Here is a 15,704-nt window from a genome sequence, read left to right on the forward strand (position 1 = left end):
ATCGTCGGTTTTTCTGGACTCGAGCTCATCAAAGGATAATAAACCCTTTACCAAAAAGCGTTACACTGCATGTTCTTTCACGATGGTCTGATCCGGAAGGAGGGTGACATAGTTGAAACAGGCTGGGAGATCCGGCTCATAGCCGGCCTTTTGGTCGTTGGGCCAGGCTGTAAATTGACAGCATGTGCTTCCGACCCCGGAATAGAGTATCCCGTCTTTGAGGACCTGTATCCCTCGGTGCATATGCCCGAAAAAGACCCCTCTCAGGCGATCTCTCGCAGGGAGAAGTACCTTATGGAGCGCTTCTCCGTTTAACAGACGCATCTCCCGGTCCCGCCAGAGCGAATCGAGGTAAACCGGAGGAAAGTGAATGAAAATGGTGAGCGGAATTTCCCCGGTCCGGACCTCCCGACGGAGCATCTCAAGCTGCGACTCGGGAAGTTCTCCGCGAGGGTCTAATACGCCCGGTTTGCAAGGATCCAAAACAATAATGTGCTGCCCCTTGAGGACCATCCTATACACCAGGCGGTTCTCATCACCGAAATCTTCCTTCGGCCCAATCAGCAACATCGTCCGGATGTCTCGCGCCGAGTCGTGATTGCCCGCCACAAAATAGACCGGGCATTTCAATTCGTTAAAGAGGCCCGCCGCCAGTCTGTAGGCCTCCGGATCCGGATTCGCAACGACATCGCCTGTATGTATAATAAAATCGGGCCGGGTCGGGATTTGATTAATCGCAGAGATCAGTCTTTTCAATAACTGGAAGGTCTGAACACCATAAAGCCTGAAATCGGGCGTCGTGCCAATATGCGTATCACTGATATGGACAAAACGAAGGGCTTGTGTTTCTTTCATGGGATGACACCTCACCTTGCTTCACATGCATCCTCTGACAATACGCCAGAATATATCCAATTTTACCCAGAAAAGAAAGAAGTATAAGCCGGACACCACCACACGAGATTGCAGAACAAACACTATTCATTTATACTTCTCGGAATTTGAAGATTCTTCGGAGGAGAAAGACCTTGGAAAAGAAGATCGAACTCGAACTCACCCCCGGAGAACGTACTGCCCTTACCCTCGCCGAACCGGAAAATCTGACGAAACATCTCGTGATTCTTTGTCACGGTTTCATGTCGAGCATGGAGAGCAGCACCAACCTCGCCCTGACGGAGAAGCTCCTCTCAAAGGGGATTGCAACCTGTCGCTTTGACTTCTTCGGCCACAATAAAAGCTCTGGTGAATTTCAGGAGATGACCTTGACCCGCTGCCTTGCCCAGGCAGAAGGAATCCTCCGTTGGTCTACGCAACAGGGATACCGCAAGCACAGCTTGGTCGGCTCCAGTTTCGGGGGCCTCATCGCCATCCTCCTGGCCGCACGCCATCCTGACTTATGCGCGCTTGCCTTGAAATGCCCTGTCTCCGATTATCCGAAAATCTGGCAATCCCGACTCGGAGAAGGGGGGATGAAACATTGGCAGAAAAGTGGCGTCCTCTCCTTTGCCACGTTTGATGGGAAGGCCCGCCTTGAATATTCGTTCTATGAAGATCTCTTGAAGGTTGACACCTACCGCGATGCCGCCTTGATTCGGAGTCCGACCCTGATTGTCCATGGGGATGCCGATGTAGATGTTCCAGTGGACCAGAGCAATCATCTCTTTGAGCGGCTTCAGGCAGAGAAGGAGATAGAAATCATTCCGGGTGCCGGCCATGACTTCTACAAACCGGATGATTTTGAGCGCATGATCGCGAGAATCTCCGATTGGTTGATCAAGAAGTGAACCCTGCGATGAGAATTAAGGAGGACAGCATGAACCGTCGCCAACTCGGCCGCTCCGGTATTTCCGTTAATCCCATTGGTTTGGGCGGCATGCCGATGTCGATTCAGGGACGTCCGGAATCGGCCCAATCCATTAAAGTCATTTGCTTGGCTTTAGACAATGGCATCGACTTCATCGATACGGCCGATGTCTATTGTTTGGACGATGACGACATCGGGCATAACGAACGGCTTATCGCCAAGGCGATAAGGGAATGGAAAGGCGGCACCCCGGTATGGGTCGCGACAAAAGGAGGGATGGCGCGGTCCAAGGGGGAATGGACAACCCATGGCGAGCCCCAACATTTAAAGAAGGCCTGCGAGGCCAGCTTAAAAGCCTTGGGCACCGATTGCATTGATCTCTACCAGCTACATGTCCCCGACGATCATCTCCCCTTCTCCGACAGCGTTGGAGCATTGAGCGAACTCAAACAGGAGGGGAAGATCCGTCATGTCGGCTTGTCAAACGTATCCGTCGCGCAAATCAAAGAGGCCCGAGGGATTGTCGAGATTGTCAGCGTTCAAAACAAATGCAATCTGTACGCCCGGGAAGACCTTGAAGAGGGGGTCGTGGACTATTGCGAAAAAGAAGGCATCGCCTTTCTTCCCTACAGTCCCGTCGGCGGCTTCCGAAAGCACAAACGGACAGGGCAAGACCCACTGCTTCAGGAAATCGCCGATCGCAACAATATGAGTCCTTATCAGGTCGCCCTGATTTGGCTCTTGGCCAAATCACCGGTGATGATCCCCATTCCCGGTGCCAGCCGCCCTGAAAGCGCCCGCAGCAGTGCGGGTGCAATGAAATGCGCACTCTCGCCTGAGGACATCACCCAAATCGACAGAATGAGAATATAGAAACTGGCACCCCAAGCCGAAAGAACTTGAGGTGCCAGTTGGTCCGATGTTCCCGATAAATAAACTTTTAGGCAAGCACCGCGAAGGCGGCGTCAAAGTTGGGCTCTTGCGTAATCTCGGGTACCTGTTCAGTGTAGGTCACCTTACCCGAGCCGTCGACAATCACAATTGCCCTTGAAAGGACACCGGCAAGCGGTCCGGTCGTAATAAGGGCACCATAGTTTTTTCCAAAATCAGGGGAACGAAACACCGACAGCGGGGTCACATCCTTCAAGCCTTCCGCGCCGCAAAATCGCGCCAGAGCAAAAGGAAGGTCGGCAGAAATGCAAAGCACCACCGTACCTGCAAGTTTCGAGGCTTCCTCATTAAAACGCTTAACCGAGGCAGAACACACGGGCGTGTCAATGCTGGGAAAAATATTCAGCACGACTTTCTTGCCTGAAAAATCGCTCAGGCTTACTTCGGACAAATCGTTCTTCACCAGGGTGAAAGCCGGAGCCGCCGTTCCCACACTCGGCAAATCACCGGCCGTTTCAATTGGATTTCCTTTCAGGGTAATTTTTGCCATATTCCTCTCCTTTTTCGTTGACTTTGAGCGCATTACTTCAGGACACCAAACATGGTCACATGAAGCATGTAATAATTCAAGCCCTCTCTTTACTCAGGCTCATCTTTTGAACATGTAAAACGATATACAACGGTCATCCTGCGCCAAAGGGGCAAGCCATTCTCCCGACCTAGCTCTAAAAAACAAAAATTACGCACTCGATGTGTGTTCAAAACCCTCAGGGTTTCGGGATTGCCAGCGCCAGACATCGGCACACATTTCATCAAGGCCCATATCGGCCGACCAATTGAGTTCTCTTCTTGCGATCGCAGGATCGGCAAAACACTGGGCGATATCACCCGGGCGGCGGGCCACAACCTGATAAGATATTTTTTTACCTGAGGCCTTCTCGAATGCCGCAATCACCTCCAGGACACTGTAGCCTCGCCCTGTTCCTAGGTTGTAGATGACGGTACCGGGATTTGATTTTAGTTTTTCCAGGGCCTTCAAGTGACCTGCTGCCAGGTCGACGACATGAATATAATCCCTGACGCCAGTTCCATCAACTGTTGGGTAATCATTTCCAAAAATGGAAAGCCGGGCAAGTTTACCGACGGCAACCTGAGAAATGAATGGCAAAAGATTATTCGGGATGCCATTCGGGTTTTCCCCGATTCGCCCGCTCGGATCTGCGCCGACGGGATTAAAGTAGCGTAACAGAGCAACATTCCAACTTTCGTCTGAACATTGAAGGTCTTGAAGGATTTCTTCAATCATGCGCTTAGAACGACCATAAGGGTTTGTCGGAGAAAGGGGAAAGTCTTCTTGAATGGGAACTTCTTCGGGATCGCCATAGACCGTGGCAGAAGAGCTGAAGACAATATTCTTGACCTGATATTTTTCCATGACTTCACATAAAGAGAGTGTTCCCGCTACGTTATTCCGATAGTAGCGTAATGGGATCGCAACAGATTCTCCAACGGCCTTCAGTCCCGCAAAGTGGATCACAGCGTCTATCGAAGACGCTTTGAATACAGCGTCTAGACTTACTTTATCGAGAATGTCCACCTTGTGAAACAGAAGCTTTTTCCCCGTAAGGGCCTGAACTCTTTTTAAAGATTCTTCCCTGCTATTACACAAATTATCAACAACAATCACTTTATATCCTGCGCTTAACAGGGCAATGCATGTATGACTTCCGATATACCCTGCCCCTCCGGTCACCAATATTCTCATCAAGAATTCCTTTCTTCGCCTGATCGTTCTAGGATACTACCGAACACTTCTATAAATTGCAATTCAAGCGAGTTTTATGTCGAATGCGCACAGCGCGGGAATACTATAGATAATGTCTTTTTCCTCTCGACGCGGAGAATCCTCGCTGCATTGAAAAGCAAGAGTCCCGTAAAAAAAAGGACTGAAGATCGATTTTAATAATAGAAACTGCTAAGATTTATACGATGAGGTGTTAGGAGGGAAAAGGGACGAATATCTATGGACCCACAAACGGCCTGAAGCCGGGACAGATCAAGCGGCTTGAGAAGATTGGCCGCCGGAAGATCAAAGGGGACCAGATTATTTCGGTCGAGTTGGCCCGCGACCTGACGGCCCTTTCATTTGAAACAGGACGCCAGATCGGGATTCTCGTTGGGAGAGAAGGAAGAATCTACACCCTCCTGGTCGGGAATCAACGAGAGGTTCTCATCCCCGACCTGAGCAACCTTCGCTTTGGTAAACGGGCCTTACGCGGTGTCCGGCTTGTTCATACCCACCTCAAAGATGAACCGCTCAATGACGACGACCTGACCGATTTGGCCCTTCTTCGACTCGACATCATCGCCGCCATCGGCGTCCTCAAGGACGGGTCACCGGGACGGCTCTATCTCGCCCACCTCCTTCCCCCCAACCCGAGTGAACAGCTTTATGAAATCCATCCTCCGACCACCATCCATCAACTGAACCTTCCCCTGCGCCCCTTTCTTTTTGCACTTGAAGCGGAGTTCGAGGGACACCAACAGACCGCTGTCGCAACCGGACGAAAAGAACAAGCCATCCTCATCAGTGCCTCGTTAAAACCGAGAATCGATCAGGAGGCCTCGATGGATGAGTTGGCCGAACTCAGCCGGTCGGCGGGTATTGGAGCAATCGATCGGGTCATCCAGCGTCCGAAAGCGCTTCACCCGAAATATCTCCTCGGTCAGGGAAAACTGAAGGAGGTCATTATGAAGGCTCTGCAACGTCAGGCCAACCTCTTGATCTTTGACCAAAACCTGAGCCCCCTTCAGGTCAAAACCATCGGAGAAGTCACAGAAATGAAGGTCCTGGACCGGACACAGTTGATCCTGGATATCTTTGCCCAACGGGCACACAGCAGGGAGGCGAAGGTGCAGGTTGAACTCGCGCAGCTTCGCTATCGGCTTCCCCGCCTGGCAGAGCGGAGTACAGCCCTGTCGCGACTGACCGGAGGAATCGGGGGGAGAGGTCCGGGAGAAACCCGGCTTGAGATCGACCGACGACGGTCCCGGGACCGAATCGCACGCCTGGAGCGGGAGTTAACGTCATTGGCCGCGGCCCGTGCCCGGCGGCGGATGAAGCGGATCGACCGGCGTATCCCCATTCTCTCGATTGTCGGCTATACCAATGCGGGGAAATCAACTCTTCTGAATACCCTCACAAAGAGTCAGGTTAAGACAAAGGATCTCCTCTTTGCGACGCTCGATACCTCAACACGCCGCCTCCGCTTTCCAAGGGAAAGAGAGGTCATCCTCACGGATACGGTCGGCTTCATTCAGTCCCTCCCCGTTGACCTGCTTGGGGCCTTCCGCTCTACCCTGGATGAACTCCGGGACGCCCATCTCCTCATCCACCTTGTAGACATCAGCAGCGCGAGACTGGAGCAGCAGATCGAAACGGTCAAGCTTATCCTCTCCGACCTGGAATTGTCGGAAACACCCTGCCTGCTTGTCTTCAATAAAATGGACCAGGTCAATCCCGAGATCGTCCAGATCCTCTGCAAACGCTACGACGCCATTGCCATCTCCGCACGGCAAACAGAAGGTCTAAGTTCTCTCCTTGCCGTCATAGAAGATCTCCTCTGGAAGAAAGAAATCGGGCTTGAACGGCTGCGTCTGACCTCCCTCATTCCATGATTTAGAGACTGGAAACCGCCGATTCGCCTGGAATACTTCGTTATCGGCCAAAGTCTTCCCCACCGTAAAGGAGGACGCTTCGATCACCCTTATGATCTCTAGCCTTGTCTTCGCAGGCGACTTGACGGTTTATCGTATCTTGGTGTCTTGGTTTTGATGCCGGAATCAACTATGATGCCCACTATGGAAAAACGCCAGATTTTTGTGCTCTCGGATGCGACCGGAGAAACGGCGGAGAAGATCACCCGAGCCGCACTATCACAGTTTTCAAATGCCAAGACGGTATTGGTTCGTCGTCATCACATCCGAACCGAAAACCAGATTACGACCGTCTTGGATGAAATAGAATCGAAAAAAGGTCTTATCATCTATACCTTTGTTTCGGAATCCTTACGATTGACAATCAGAGAACGCGCACTTAAGTCCAATCTGATGGCCGTCGATATGCTCGGCCCCCTCTTAACCGCCATGAGCCATTTCTTCGATATTCGCCCTCAATCCGACCCCGGCCGCCTTCATCGCGTTGACACCGATTACTTTGGCCGCATCGAGGCCGTTCAGTTTACGGTAAAACATGATGACGGTCAGAACCTCCAGGGGATCCCTCAGGCCGATATTGTCCTGGTCGGCCCTTCACGGACCGCCAAGACCCCTCTGTCAATCTACCTTGCACGGCATGGATACAAGGTCGCCAACGTTCCGCTCGTCCTCAACATTCCCCTCCCGAAAGTGCTTGAAATGATCGCTCAGGAGCGCGTCGTCGCCCTGATCATCGATCCTCGGCGACTGCAGGAAATCCGGGAAGCCCGCTTAAAAAAGCTCAAGCAGGAGATCACGGACTACGCCAAACTAGAATCAATTGTCGAAGAACTCAAGAACTGCCGCAGGGTCTATCGTGCCAATCCAAAATGGAGCATTGTCGATGTGACTGGCCGGGCCGTTGAAGAAGTAGCGGCCGATATCATGAGCCTGTTTCGTCAAAGAGAACTGTTCTAAACCTCTCTTATAGAATTATCTCCAAGATCCGTTCTCCTGGCCCGGGCGGAGGCGTTCTGGGTGGTTGACCCATATAAAATGAGATGGTAGACTTATTTCTATAGGGGGAAGGTGTTCTCTTCAGTATCGTCGTTTGAGAGGTGCAGTCATGGCGGGTTCAAGGAAAGGACAGGAAGACCAGAATCCCTTTAAATACACCATGAAGAAACTTTCTAGGCAGTTTGGCGGGTCTGATCCTGAAACAACAATTGGCGAATATGAGCGAGAGAAAGAAAAACTCCTGAGCCAAGTCGCTTCTATGGAGCCGGAATTGAGGGAATTGCACCAATCCCGCATGCAGCTCGATCAGGCCTTCAAGCAGAACGAGAAACTCTCTGCCGCCTTGCTTGAGGCAAAACACCAAATAGAATCCCTGAGGGCTGAAATTGAAAAACTGACCAGCCCTCCCGCCAGCTATGCCGTTTTTTCAGGTGTAAACGAAGATGGAAGCGCCAATGTCTTTGTGTCGGGCCGAAAGATGAAGGTCAACATTCATCCCGACATCTCCTCAAAAGATTTGAAAAAAGGCCAACAGGTAGTCCTGAATGAAGCCCTCAACATGGTAGAGGTCTGCGCGTTTGATCCGCACGGTGAAATCGCAAAAGTTAAAGATCTTCTAGGGAAAGACAGGGCGGTGGTCACGCTCCGCGCAGATGAGGAACGCGTGGTTTCTCTGGCCGATCCATTGCTGGATGAAAAAATTTCGGTCGGGGACCATCTCCTTTTTGATGCCCGTTCAGGGTATGCCCTTGAAAAAATTCCAAAATCTGAGCTGGAAGAGATCATTCTCGAAGAGATCCCGGATGTCACTTACGACAATATCGGCGGACTCAAAGAGCAGATTGAGCAGGTCCGGGATGCGGTGGAACTTCCCTTTCTCCACCCGGAACTGTTTGCCGAATACAAACTGCTGCCTCCCAAGGGGATTCTTCTTTACGGCCCCCCCGGATGCGGAAAAACACTCATTGCAAAAGCCGTTGCCGCCTCAATCGCCAAGAAGATGAGTCAGCGTTCTGGCAGGGAACTCCGGAGTTTTTTCCTCCATGTAAAGGGTCCTGAATTACTAAATAAATATGTTGGAGAAAGTGAACGGCAGATTCGGGAGGTCTTTAAGAAAGCAAAGGAACGCGCGGAAGACGGTAATCCTGTTATCGTTTTCTTTGACGAAATGGACGCCCTTTTCCGAACGAGGGGAACCGGCATTTCCTCAGACATGGAAGCGACAATTGTTCCACAGTTCTTATCAGAGATAGATGGCGTAGAGCGCCTTAAGAATGTCATTGTAATCGGCGCAAGTAACCGTCAGGACTTGCTGGATCCAGCCGTTTTACGGGCAGGGAGACTCGATATCAAGATCAAGATTGAACGCCCGGATGAGAAAGCCGCAATTGACATTTTCAAGAAATACCTGACAGAGGACCTCCCCTACCATTCTGAGGAAGTAGAAAAAGCCGGAGGCAACCAGAAAAAGGTTGTCGAGCACCTGGTAACCGCCGCCGTAGACGAGATGTACAGTGTCCGCGAAGAGAATAAATTTTTGGAGGTCACTTACGCCAATGGAGAAAAAGAGATCTTCTACTTCAAAGACTTCTCCAGCGGAGCCATGATCGAGGGAGTTGTCTCCAGGGCAAAAAAATATGCGATTAACCGGATGTTGGATACCGAGGTCATGGGTTTAAAAGAAGAAGACCTTATCCATGCCATCAAGGACGAATTCAAAGAGAACGAAGACCTTCCCAACACGACCAATCCGGATGACTGGGCGAAGATTGCGGGCAGGAACACCGAAAAGATCATCCATGTTCGTACCATGGCCGGAAGAAGCGCGGCAGATACCAAAAAAATAGAAACGGTCTCGACGGGACATTATCTATAAGGAAGAGTACCTATTCAACATACCAGTATTTTTCTTCAGAGTAAGGCGCGAGGATTCGAGCACCGCAGCAACACCGCCATGGAGGAAAAGAGGGGCGTTCTGGGTCGGTACTAAATAGATCGGTGTTCAGCTGGGGACCCCATCGGAGATCTGATAGCAATGAAGCGGATATTGGGAACCGAGACCGAATTTGGAATTGCCAACATGGGTTTCGGAGGGACAGATCCCGTTTCAAATTCCATCTTCCTGGTCAACAATTATCCATACCTCCCCTCCTCTTCTGTCATTTGGGATTATGAAAACGAAAATCCCCTGCGCGACGCCCGCGGGTTTGAGGCCGATGGGGAACGCGAGTCTCCCGGGCCTGAATACAATCGGCTCCTCAATAAACTTCTCCCGAATGGAGGGCGCCTTTATGTCGATGGCGCTCATCCTGAATATTCCACTCCAGAATGTACAAATCCCCTTGATCTCGTCGCATATGAAAAAGCCGGGGAACGTATTCTTGAGAGATGCGTCGAAATCTCGGAACACCTTGAGGGAAAGGAAAAACAACTTTCCATCTATAAAAATAACACCGATGGCAAGGGAAACAGTTACGGTTATCATGAAAACTACCTGGTTTCCCGTCAACTCTCTTTTGACAAGATCGTCTCACAACTCATGCCCTTCCTGGTCACAAGACAGATCTACGCAGGTTCAGGAAAAGTTGGATCGGAAAACAGGACAGAACCGGCTGAATACCAGATTTCCCAACGTGCCGACTTCTTCGAGGTCCGGGTCGACCTGAACACCATGGTCAAACGCCCCATCATCAATACACGGGATGAACCGCATGCCGATCCGGCACGTTATCGGCGTTTACATGTGATTGTCGGAGATGCAAACATGTCAGAGGTGACGACCTTCCTGAAGGTCGGAACCCTGTCTCTTGTTCTGGCCATGATTGAAGAGGGCCGGGAAGTTCAGGGTGTTGATCTGGAAGATCCTGTCCGGAGCATCAAAGAGGTTTCACGGGATTTAACGGTGAAAAGGCAAATCAAGCTCTCCAGAGGAGTGGCGTGGTCTGCAGTTGATATTCAGAGGGCCTATCTGGAACAGGCAGAAGCCCACTTTTCCCAGAATAATGATCCAACCACGAAGGACATCCTTCAAAGGTGGCGTTCTGTCCTGACAAAGCTCGAAGAAGATCCGATGCAGCTTTCCCGTGAAATTGACTGGGTGATTAAGAAGGACTTGATCGAGTCATACATGCAGCGAAAAGGCTGCGACTGGACAGACGCCCGCGTACAGATGATGGACCTTCAGTATCACAATGTTGTTCAAGGAAAAGGCCTCTATTACTCACTCGAGCGGGGGAATTATGTTGAACGCTTGATCACCCCGGAGGCCTTGACCAACGCAGAGGAATTCCCTCCGGAAGAGACACGCGCCTATTTCCGAGGGACATGCCTTAAGAAGTTCTCTAAACAAATTTATGCGGCCAGTTGGACTTCACTCTTATTCGATCTCGGGAACGGGGCCATCAAAAAAATACCCCTCTTGGATCCGCTGAAAGGGAGTCGGGACTTGGTCGGTCCTATCCTCGATAAGGCTGAATCGGTTGACGCTTTACTGAAGATGATTTCGACATGAGGTGATCTTAAATGGCAAAACAGGAAAAAAAGAGAGCGCAAAAAAAACAGTCAGCCCATAAAGAAGAAGCGGTTTCCGCAAACCCCGAAGTCATCGAAAAAGGAAAGAAAATAAAGGAAGACCTCGATAAAATCATGGATGAAATTGATGATGTTCTAGAAGAAAATGCTGAAGAGTTTATCAAAAACTATGTTCAGAAAGGGGGAGAATAGTGGCTGCATTTCAGTTCAACGATCCCGGCTCCAGCTTTCATCACCTGTTGATCTCGAACACGCCTTCTCTGTCCTCCCTCGCTCGGGGGGAATGGGGGAAGACCGGACTTCCGGGAGCCCACCCTTCTGAAAGAAAAGATCTCGGACAAATGGTCCCTCACGGCACGACGGTTCTGGCCTTGCGATATCAAGAAGGCGTCATCATGGCGGGAGACCGCCGAGCAACGGAAGGGTATACGATCTCGGAACGCCGGATTGAAAAGGTTCACAAAGCCGACGCCACGTCCGCCATCGCCATCGCAGGTGCGGCCGGCCCCTGCCTGGAACTGACCCGCCTCTTTCAGACCGAACTCGAGCATTATGAAAAGCTGGAGGGGGTAGAACTCTCCATGGACGGGAAAGCGAATAAACTCGCCCAAATGATCAAGGCAAATCTTCCGATGGCAATGCAGGGTCTGGTCGTCGTTCCTATTTTTTCCGGTTATGATCTGAAACGGGAGACAGGGCGCATTTTTAAATATGACATTGCAGGCGGACGATATGAGGAGACGGAGTATTACGCCATCGGGTCCGGCGGAAAGGATGCGCGAGGAACAATGAAAAAAATATTCAAGATTGACCTTCACAGGGACAAAGCTATCCGCGTCGCACTTGAAGCGCTTTATGACGCAGCGGAAGCCGATGTCGCCACCGGCGGGCCGGACCTGGTCCGGGGGATCTTCCCCAACGTGAAGGTGATCACCCAACAAGGCGTAAAAGATGTCGGGGATGAAGAGATCAGGACATTGCTTGAGGAAATGGTCCAGGAACTGGGAGGAAGATAAGTATGGCAATGTCTTACTATGTTTCACCTGAACAAATGATGCAGGACAAGGCGGAATATGCTAAGAAGGGGATCTCCAAGGGGAGATCAACCATCGCCATGGAATACAAAAATGGAATCCTCCTCTTGGCGGACAATCCAAGTTCTCTGAATAAAATCTCGGAAATTTACGATAAGATCGGGTTTGCCGGGGCGGGAAAATATAGCGAGTTTGAAAACCTTCGGAAAGCCGGGATTCGCCATGCCGACATGAAAGGCTACCTCTACAGCAGGGAAGATGTGACGGCAAAGTCACTCGCGAATGCCTACTCTCAATCACTTGGGACCATCTTCAGTCAGGAAATCAAACCCCTGGAGGTGGAGATCCTGGTTGTGGAAATCGGGGCATCAAATGAGGAAAATGAAATCTACCGGATTTCGTTTGATGGAAGCATCTTTGATGAAAAAGGGTTCGCGGTCATCGGGGGAATGTCTGAGAAACTGAAGGATTCCTTAGAAAAAAAATATCGCCTTGTGAATTTGAAAGAGGCACTTCAAATCGGCCTCGAGGCGATGGAGGAAGAATATGATCAAAAGATGAGTCCAGAGGGGATGGAAGTCGCCGTCCTGGATCGGACAAAGGACGGACGAACTTTTCTGAGACTCCAAGAAAAGGAACTTACCCGGGTTCTTAAAAAATAGGGTCACGCTTCAGCATCTCCCTCTCTTCCTCCAGTACTGCGTTACTGTCGTGCTGAAATCATTGTGTGTAGACATATCCGGCAGGTTTACGCGTTCCTTGCGCCTTGCCCTGAAGCTTGATAGTGGCCTGCTGAAGCGTTAAAAAGAGGAGAGATGAAGAATCGTATCTTTGGGCTAGAAAATGAGTATGGCCTTATTTTTTCTCCACACGGAAAGGTTTATTTGCCGATGGAGAAAATACTGGGCTATATTTTTGAGGGACTCATTCCCAACAGCTGGCCCTCGAATGCCTTCCTGCCGAATGGGGCACGTTTTTATCAGGATACCGGATGCCACCCTGAGTACGCCACACCGGAATGTGACCATATATTTGACTTGGTTGTTCATGACAAGGCTGGAGAGCGGATACTGGAATCCTGCCTCCCCGTTGCAGAGAAGCGGCTAAAGGACGAGGGACTCTCAGGAGATATCTACATCTTTAAGAATAATACCGACTCCATGGGAAACACCTACGGTTGCCATGAGAACTACCTGATGCGTCGTGATCTGGACTTCTGGAAGGTGACCGAACAGCTTATCCCTTTTTTTGTGTCAAGGCAGATCTATACCGGTTCCGGAAAGGTATTAAAAATATCCGGACGAAGCCACTATTTTATCTCCCAACGTGCACAGCATATTCATGAAAAAACCTCCTCCTCAACCACCTCCTCTAGGAGTATTATTAACACACGGGATGAACCCCATGCCGACGCTGAGAAATACCGCCGTCTCCATATCATTATCGGCGATTCCAATATGTCGGAGTATTCGACCTATCTTAAAGTCGGGACTACGGCACTCGTGCTTTCCATGATCGAACAGGGATTGAGTCTTTCGGGGCTCGAATTAGAAGATCCCGTAAAGGCATTGCGTGAGATTTCAAGAGACCCGAGCCTTCGGGAAAAAGTGCGATTGGCGAGCGGGAAGGAATTAACAGCCATTGAGATTCAGAGAATCTACCTTAAAAAAGCTAAAGCGTATGTGACTTCCGAGGATGCGGACGACACGAGCCGCGATATCCTTGAACGCTGGGAATATGTCCTTGAAGAACTTGAAGAGGATCCCAGTCGACTGGATCGGGAGATCGATTGGATCGCCAAAAGGGCCTTGATTAATAAATTTATGGATAGAAAGGGCTGTAGCCTGGATGATCCTCGTATTGCAATGCTCGATCTTCAATACCATGATATCCGCCAGGACCGTGGACTTTACTACCTTTTGTGCCGTCAAGGCCTCATTGAACGGATCGCGTCTGAAGAAGATGTCCTAAAGGCCATGGCTTACCCGCCGCAAACAACGAGAGCAAAGATACGGGGAGATTTTATCCGGTTTGCAAAGGCAAAGAACCGCTCTTATACCGTCGACTGGACCTACCTTAAATTGAACGGGTATTGGGAAGAAACGATCCTCTGCATGGATCCTTTTTCATCTATAAACCAACGCGTAGAGGAACTCATTGCATCTGCCGCAATTAAAAAGTAATCTTATCCTGCAGACAACCTTCGCCTCCTGCCTTTTCTTTTTTTTATTTCTTCCGAACACTCTTATGGGGGGTGAAACGGAATCCGTTCTCCAGGTCGCACAGGGGAATATCATTTTGTTTTCGATCGGAAAAATCCAGGAGGTCGATTCAGTCTCAGGGCGTTTTCTCGATAAACCGGTCCCTTTTTTCAAAAAGGCTTCCGGAGACTACGCAGCCCTGATCGGGATTGACCTTGCCCAACCGACAGGGCGCTATCCCTTAACCGTTACTTGGAAGAAGGGCAACTCGGACCATCAACAAAGGGTTATGGTCGAGGTCAAAGCCGCAGTTTTTGGCATCCAGCACCTGAAACTTCCCAAAAAAATGGTGGATCTTGATCCAGAAACATTGAAACGCGTTCGACAGGATAAAAAAAAAGTAATCAAGGCCTTCCGCCGAAGCCTGGGAGAAAAACTCTGGGAGGGGGAATTTGTTGTTCCCGCCAAAGGAAGAAGACAGGGGACCTTTGGGCGTCGGCGTTTTCTAAACGGCAAACCCCGAAAGCCCCACACAGGAGAAGATATCAGCGCACCAATGGGCACCCCCGTTCTGGCAACAAATAAAGGAAAAGTCGTTCTCGTTGGAAACTTTTTCTTCAACGGCCGGTCAGTCTTCATTGATCACGGACTAGGCCTTTTCAGTATGTATTTTCATCTTTCAGAAGTGAGCGCGAAGGAAGGGTCGACCATCCATACGGGAGAAGAGATCGGTCGGGTGGGAAAGTCGGGACGCGTGACAGGTCCACATCTTCACTGGGGAATGCGCCTGAACGGCGCAAGGATTGATCCTTTTTCTCTCATCGGAAAGAAAGTAAAGTAGAGGGCTTGAGCGGGATCGTTACATTTATAGATGGTCTTCTTTGATGTTAATGACAGCCTTCTCTCTCATCGCCACGGAGTATGACCTCAGCCCTCTCTCCCTTTTTTGAAACAAAAGGTCCGCGATGGCCTTCTCGGGATCGGGGTTGGGCGGATCACTTTCGTCTGTCGCCTTGATCTCATACGGAGTCAGAACGATCCCACCTTTCACCAGGGTCTTTACCTTCGATATCAGGAGTCCTTCCCGCTGCTTCTTTTCGAAGCTTTGTGTCGTATAGCGTTCAAAGGCAAGAACCCGCTTGTAGGTCTCCTGGTCAAAATGGCCGCCTTTCTGGAAACCGGGCAAAGTCGTAATGGACTCCCTCAAGGCCGCATCCCGAATTGTTAAATCCATTTTTCGAGCCAACTGGAGCCAGAGCTTACGTTCAATCAAGCCATTAATCACATCCTGACGGAGCGCTTCGTCGTCATAGTCATCCTGAAAAATCTCCCGGTAAAACTTCGCAGCAGCTTGATAAGAACGCTGATACTCCTCCATTGAAATACGATCCGCACCAACGGTCGCGATCGCATTGTCCTCACCTTGCTCAAATCCCCACCAACCCATCGATGCGGCAAAGACAACGGCAATCCCCAGCATCAAGATACGAAAAAACCACGGGTTCTCAATCGCCCCTTTTCTAATAAACT

General features: G+C 50.3%; 15 protein-coding genes (1 of these 15 only partly in view). 11 read left to right on the forward strand and 4 right to left on the reverse strand.

Features of this window, described 5'->3' with window-relative positions:
- Positions 1-60 precede the first annotated feature (60 nt).
- The gene (locus tag EYQ01_03800) at positions 61-855 is read right to left on the reverse strand and encodes a hypothetical protein (protein HIE64934.1); all 795 of its coding nucleotides are present in this window, start codon (positions 853-855) and stop codon (positions 61-63) included.
- A 173-nt stretch (positions 856-1,028) separates the two neighbouring features.
- Here EYQ01_03800 and EYQ01_03805 point away from each other — a divergent pair, with 173 nt between their 5' ends.
- Complete coding sequence (locus EYQ01_03805; protein HIE64935.1) at positions 1,029-1,784, forward strand: alpha/beta hydrolase; 756 nt, start codon at positions 1,029-1,031, stop codon at positions 1,782-1,784.
- A gap of 29 nt (positions 1,785-1,813) precedes the next feature.
- The gene (locus EYQ01_03810; protein HIE64936.1) at positions 1,814-2,677 is read left to right on the forward strand and encodes an aldo/keto reductase; all 864 of its coding nucleotides are present in this window, start codon (positions 1,814-1,816) and stop codon (positions 2,675-2,677) included.
- A 67-nt stretch (positions 2,678-2,744) separates the two neighbouring features.
- Here the strand turns inward: EYQ01_03810 and EYQ01_03815 are convergent, their stop codons facing one another.
- Both EYQ01_03815 and galE read right to left on the reverse strand, forming a co-directional pair.
- The gene (locus EYQ01_03815) at positions 2,745-3,245 is read right to left on the reverse strand and encodes a thiol peroxidase (protein ID HIE64937.1); all 501 of its coding nucleotides are present in this window, start codon (positions 3,243-3,245) and stop codon (positions 2,745-2,747) included.
- Between the two features lie 189 nt (positions 3,246-3,434).
- Positions 3,435-4,460, reverse strand: coding sequence for a UDP-glucose 4-epimerase GalE (galE, locus tag EYQ01_03820; protein ID HIE64938.1), 1,026 nt, complete (start codon positions 4,458-4,460; stop codon positions 3,435-3,437).
- A 254-nt stretch (positions 4,461-4,714) separates the two neighbouring features.
- Between galE and hflX the strand changes: the two genes are divergently transcribed.
- From hflX to EYQ01_03865, 9 genes are all read left to right on the forward strand, one after another.
- The gene (gene hflX / locus EYQ01_03825) at positions 4,715-6,373 is read left to right on the forward strand and encodes a GTPase HflX (protein ID HIE64939.1); all 1,659 of its coding nucleotides are present in this window, start codon (positions 4,715-4,717) and stop codon (positions 6,371-6,373) included.
- Between the two features lie 156 nt (positions 6,374-6,529).
- A complete protein-coding gene (locus tag EYQ01_03830) occupies positions 6,530-7,369 on the forward strand; it encodes a kinase/pyrophosphorylase (GenBank protein ID HIE64940.1) in 840 nt (279 codons plus the stop codon).
- A gap of 199 nt (positions 7,370-7,568) precedes the next feature.
- Positions 7,569-9,284, forward strand: a complete 1,716-nt coding sequence (arc, locus tag EYQ01_03835) for a proteasome ATPase (GenBank protein HIE64941.1) — start codon at positions 7,569-7,571, stop codon at positions 9,282-9,284.
- A 171-nt stretch (positions 9,285-9,455) separates the two neighbouring features.
- Positions 9,456-10,919: a proteasome accessory factor PafA2 gene (locus EYQ01_03840; protein ID HIE64942.1), complete on the forward strand. Its 1,464-nt coding sequence runs from the start codon at positions 9,456-9,458 to the stop codon at positions 10,917-10,919.
- A gap of 11 nt (positions 10,920-10,930) precedes the next feature.
- Positions 10,931-11,131: a ubiquitin-like protein Pup gene (locus tag EYQ01_03845; protein HIE64943.1), complete on the forward strand. Its 201-nt coding sequence runs from the start codon at positions 10,931-10,933 to the stop codon at positions 11,129-11,131.
- A 149-nt stretch (positions 11,132-11,280) separates the two neighbouring features.
- A complete protein-coding gene (gene prcB / locus EYQ01_03850) occupies positions 11,281-11,955 on the forward strand; it encodes a proteasome subunit beta (GenBank protein ID HIE64944.1) in 675 nt (224 codons plus the stop codon).
- A 2-nt stretch (positions 11,956-11,957) separates the two neighbouring features.
- Positions 11,958-12,635, forward strand: a complete 678-nt coding sequence (gene prcA, locus EYQ01_03855) for a proteasome subunit alpha (GenBank protein HIE64945.1) — start codon at positions 11,958-11,960, stop codon at positions 12,633-12,635.
- Positions 12,636-12,788: 153 nt separating this feature from the next.
- Positions 12,789-14,156 (forward strand): Pup--protein ligase, encoded by a 1,368-nt coding sequence (pafA, locus tag EYQ01_03860; protein ID HIE64946.1) that lies wholly within the window; start codon positions 12,789-12,791, stop codon positions 14,154-14,156.
- 64 nt (positions 14,157-14,220) lie between these two features.
- Positions 14,221-15,015 (forward strand): M23 family metallopeptidase, encoded by a 795-nt coding sequence (locus EYQ01_03865; GenBank protein HIE64947.1) that lies wholly within the window; start codon positions 14,221-14,223, stop codon positions 15,013-15,015.
- 24 nt (positions 15,016-15,039) lie between these two features.
- Here EYQ01_03865 and EYQ01_03870 read toward each other — a convergent pair whose 3' ends face one another.
- A protein-coding gene (locus EYQ01_03870) for a hypothetical protein (GenBank protein HIE64948.1) crosses the window boundary here: on the reverse strand, positions 15,040-15,704 show its 3' portion. The gene runs 7 nt beyond the window's last position; the window shows 665 of its 672 coding nt (coding positions 8-672); its start codon lies off the right edge, out of view — the gene reads right to left on this strand; it ends in the stop codon at positions 15,040-15,042.

It is taken from the genome of Candidatus Manganitrophaceae bacterium (assembly GCA_012960925.1).
Lineage (GTDB): Bacteria > Nitrospirota > Nitrospiria > SBBL01 > JAADHI01 > DUAG01.

Coding starts and splice junctions, on each gene's coding strand:
- EYQ01_03830 (HIE64940.1), top strand. CDS start 6,530: ATGCCGGAATCAACTATGATGCCCACTATGGAAAAACGCCAGATTTTT.
- arc (HIE64941.1), top strand. CDS start 7,569: ATGAAGAAACTTTCTAGGCAGTTTGGCGGGTCTGATCCTGAAACAACA.
- EYQ01_03845 (HIE64943.1), top strand. CDS start 10,931: ATGGCAAAACAGGAAAAAAAGAGAGCGCAAAAAAAACAGTCAGCCCAT.
- prcB (HIE64944.1), top strand. CDS start 11,281: ATGGTCCCTCACGGCACGACGGTTCTGGCCTTGCGATATCAAGAAGGC.
- EYQ01_03810 (HIE64936.1), top strand. CDS start 1,814: ATGAACCGTCGCCAACTCGGCCGCTCCGGTATTTCCGTTAATCCCATT.
- EYQ01_03815 (HIE64937.1), bottom strand. CDS start 3,245: ATGGCAAAAATTACCCTGAAAGGAAATCCAATTGAAACGGCCGGTGAT.
- EYQ01_03865 (HIE64947.1), top strand. CDS start 14,221: ATGGGGGGTGAAACGGAATCCGTTCTCCAGGTCGCACAGGGGAATATC.
- pafA (HIE64946.1), top strand. CDS start 12,789: ATGAAGAATCGTATCTTTGGGCTAGAAAATGAGTATGGCCTTATTTTT.
- galE (HIE64938.1), bottom strand. CDS start 4,460: ATGAGAATATTGGTGACCGGAGGGGCAGGGTATATCGGAAGTCATACA.
- EYQ01_03800 (HIE64934.1), bottom strand. CDS start 855: ATGAAAGAAACACAAGCCCTTCGTTTTGTCCATATCAGTGATACGCAT.
- prcA (HIE64945.1), top strand. CDS start 11,958: ATGGCAATGTCTTACTATGTTTCACCTGAACAAATGATGCAGGACAAG.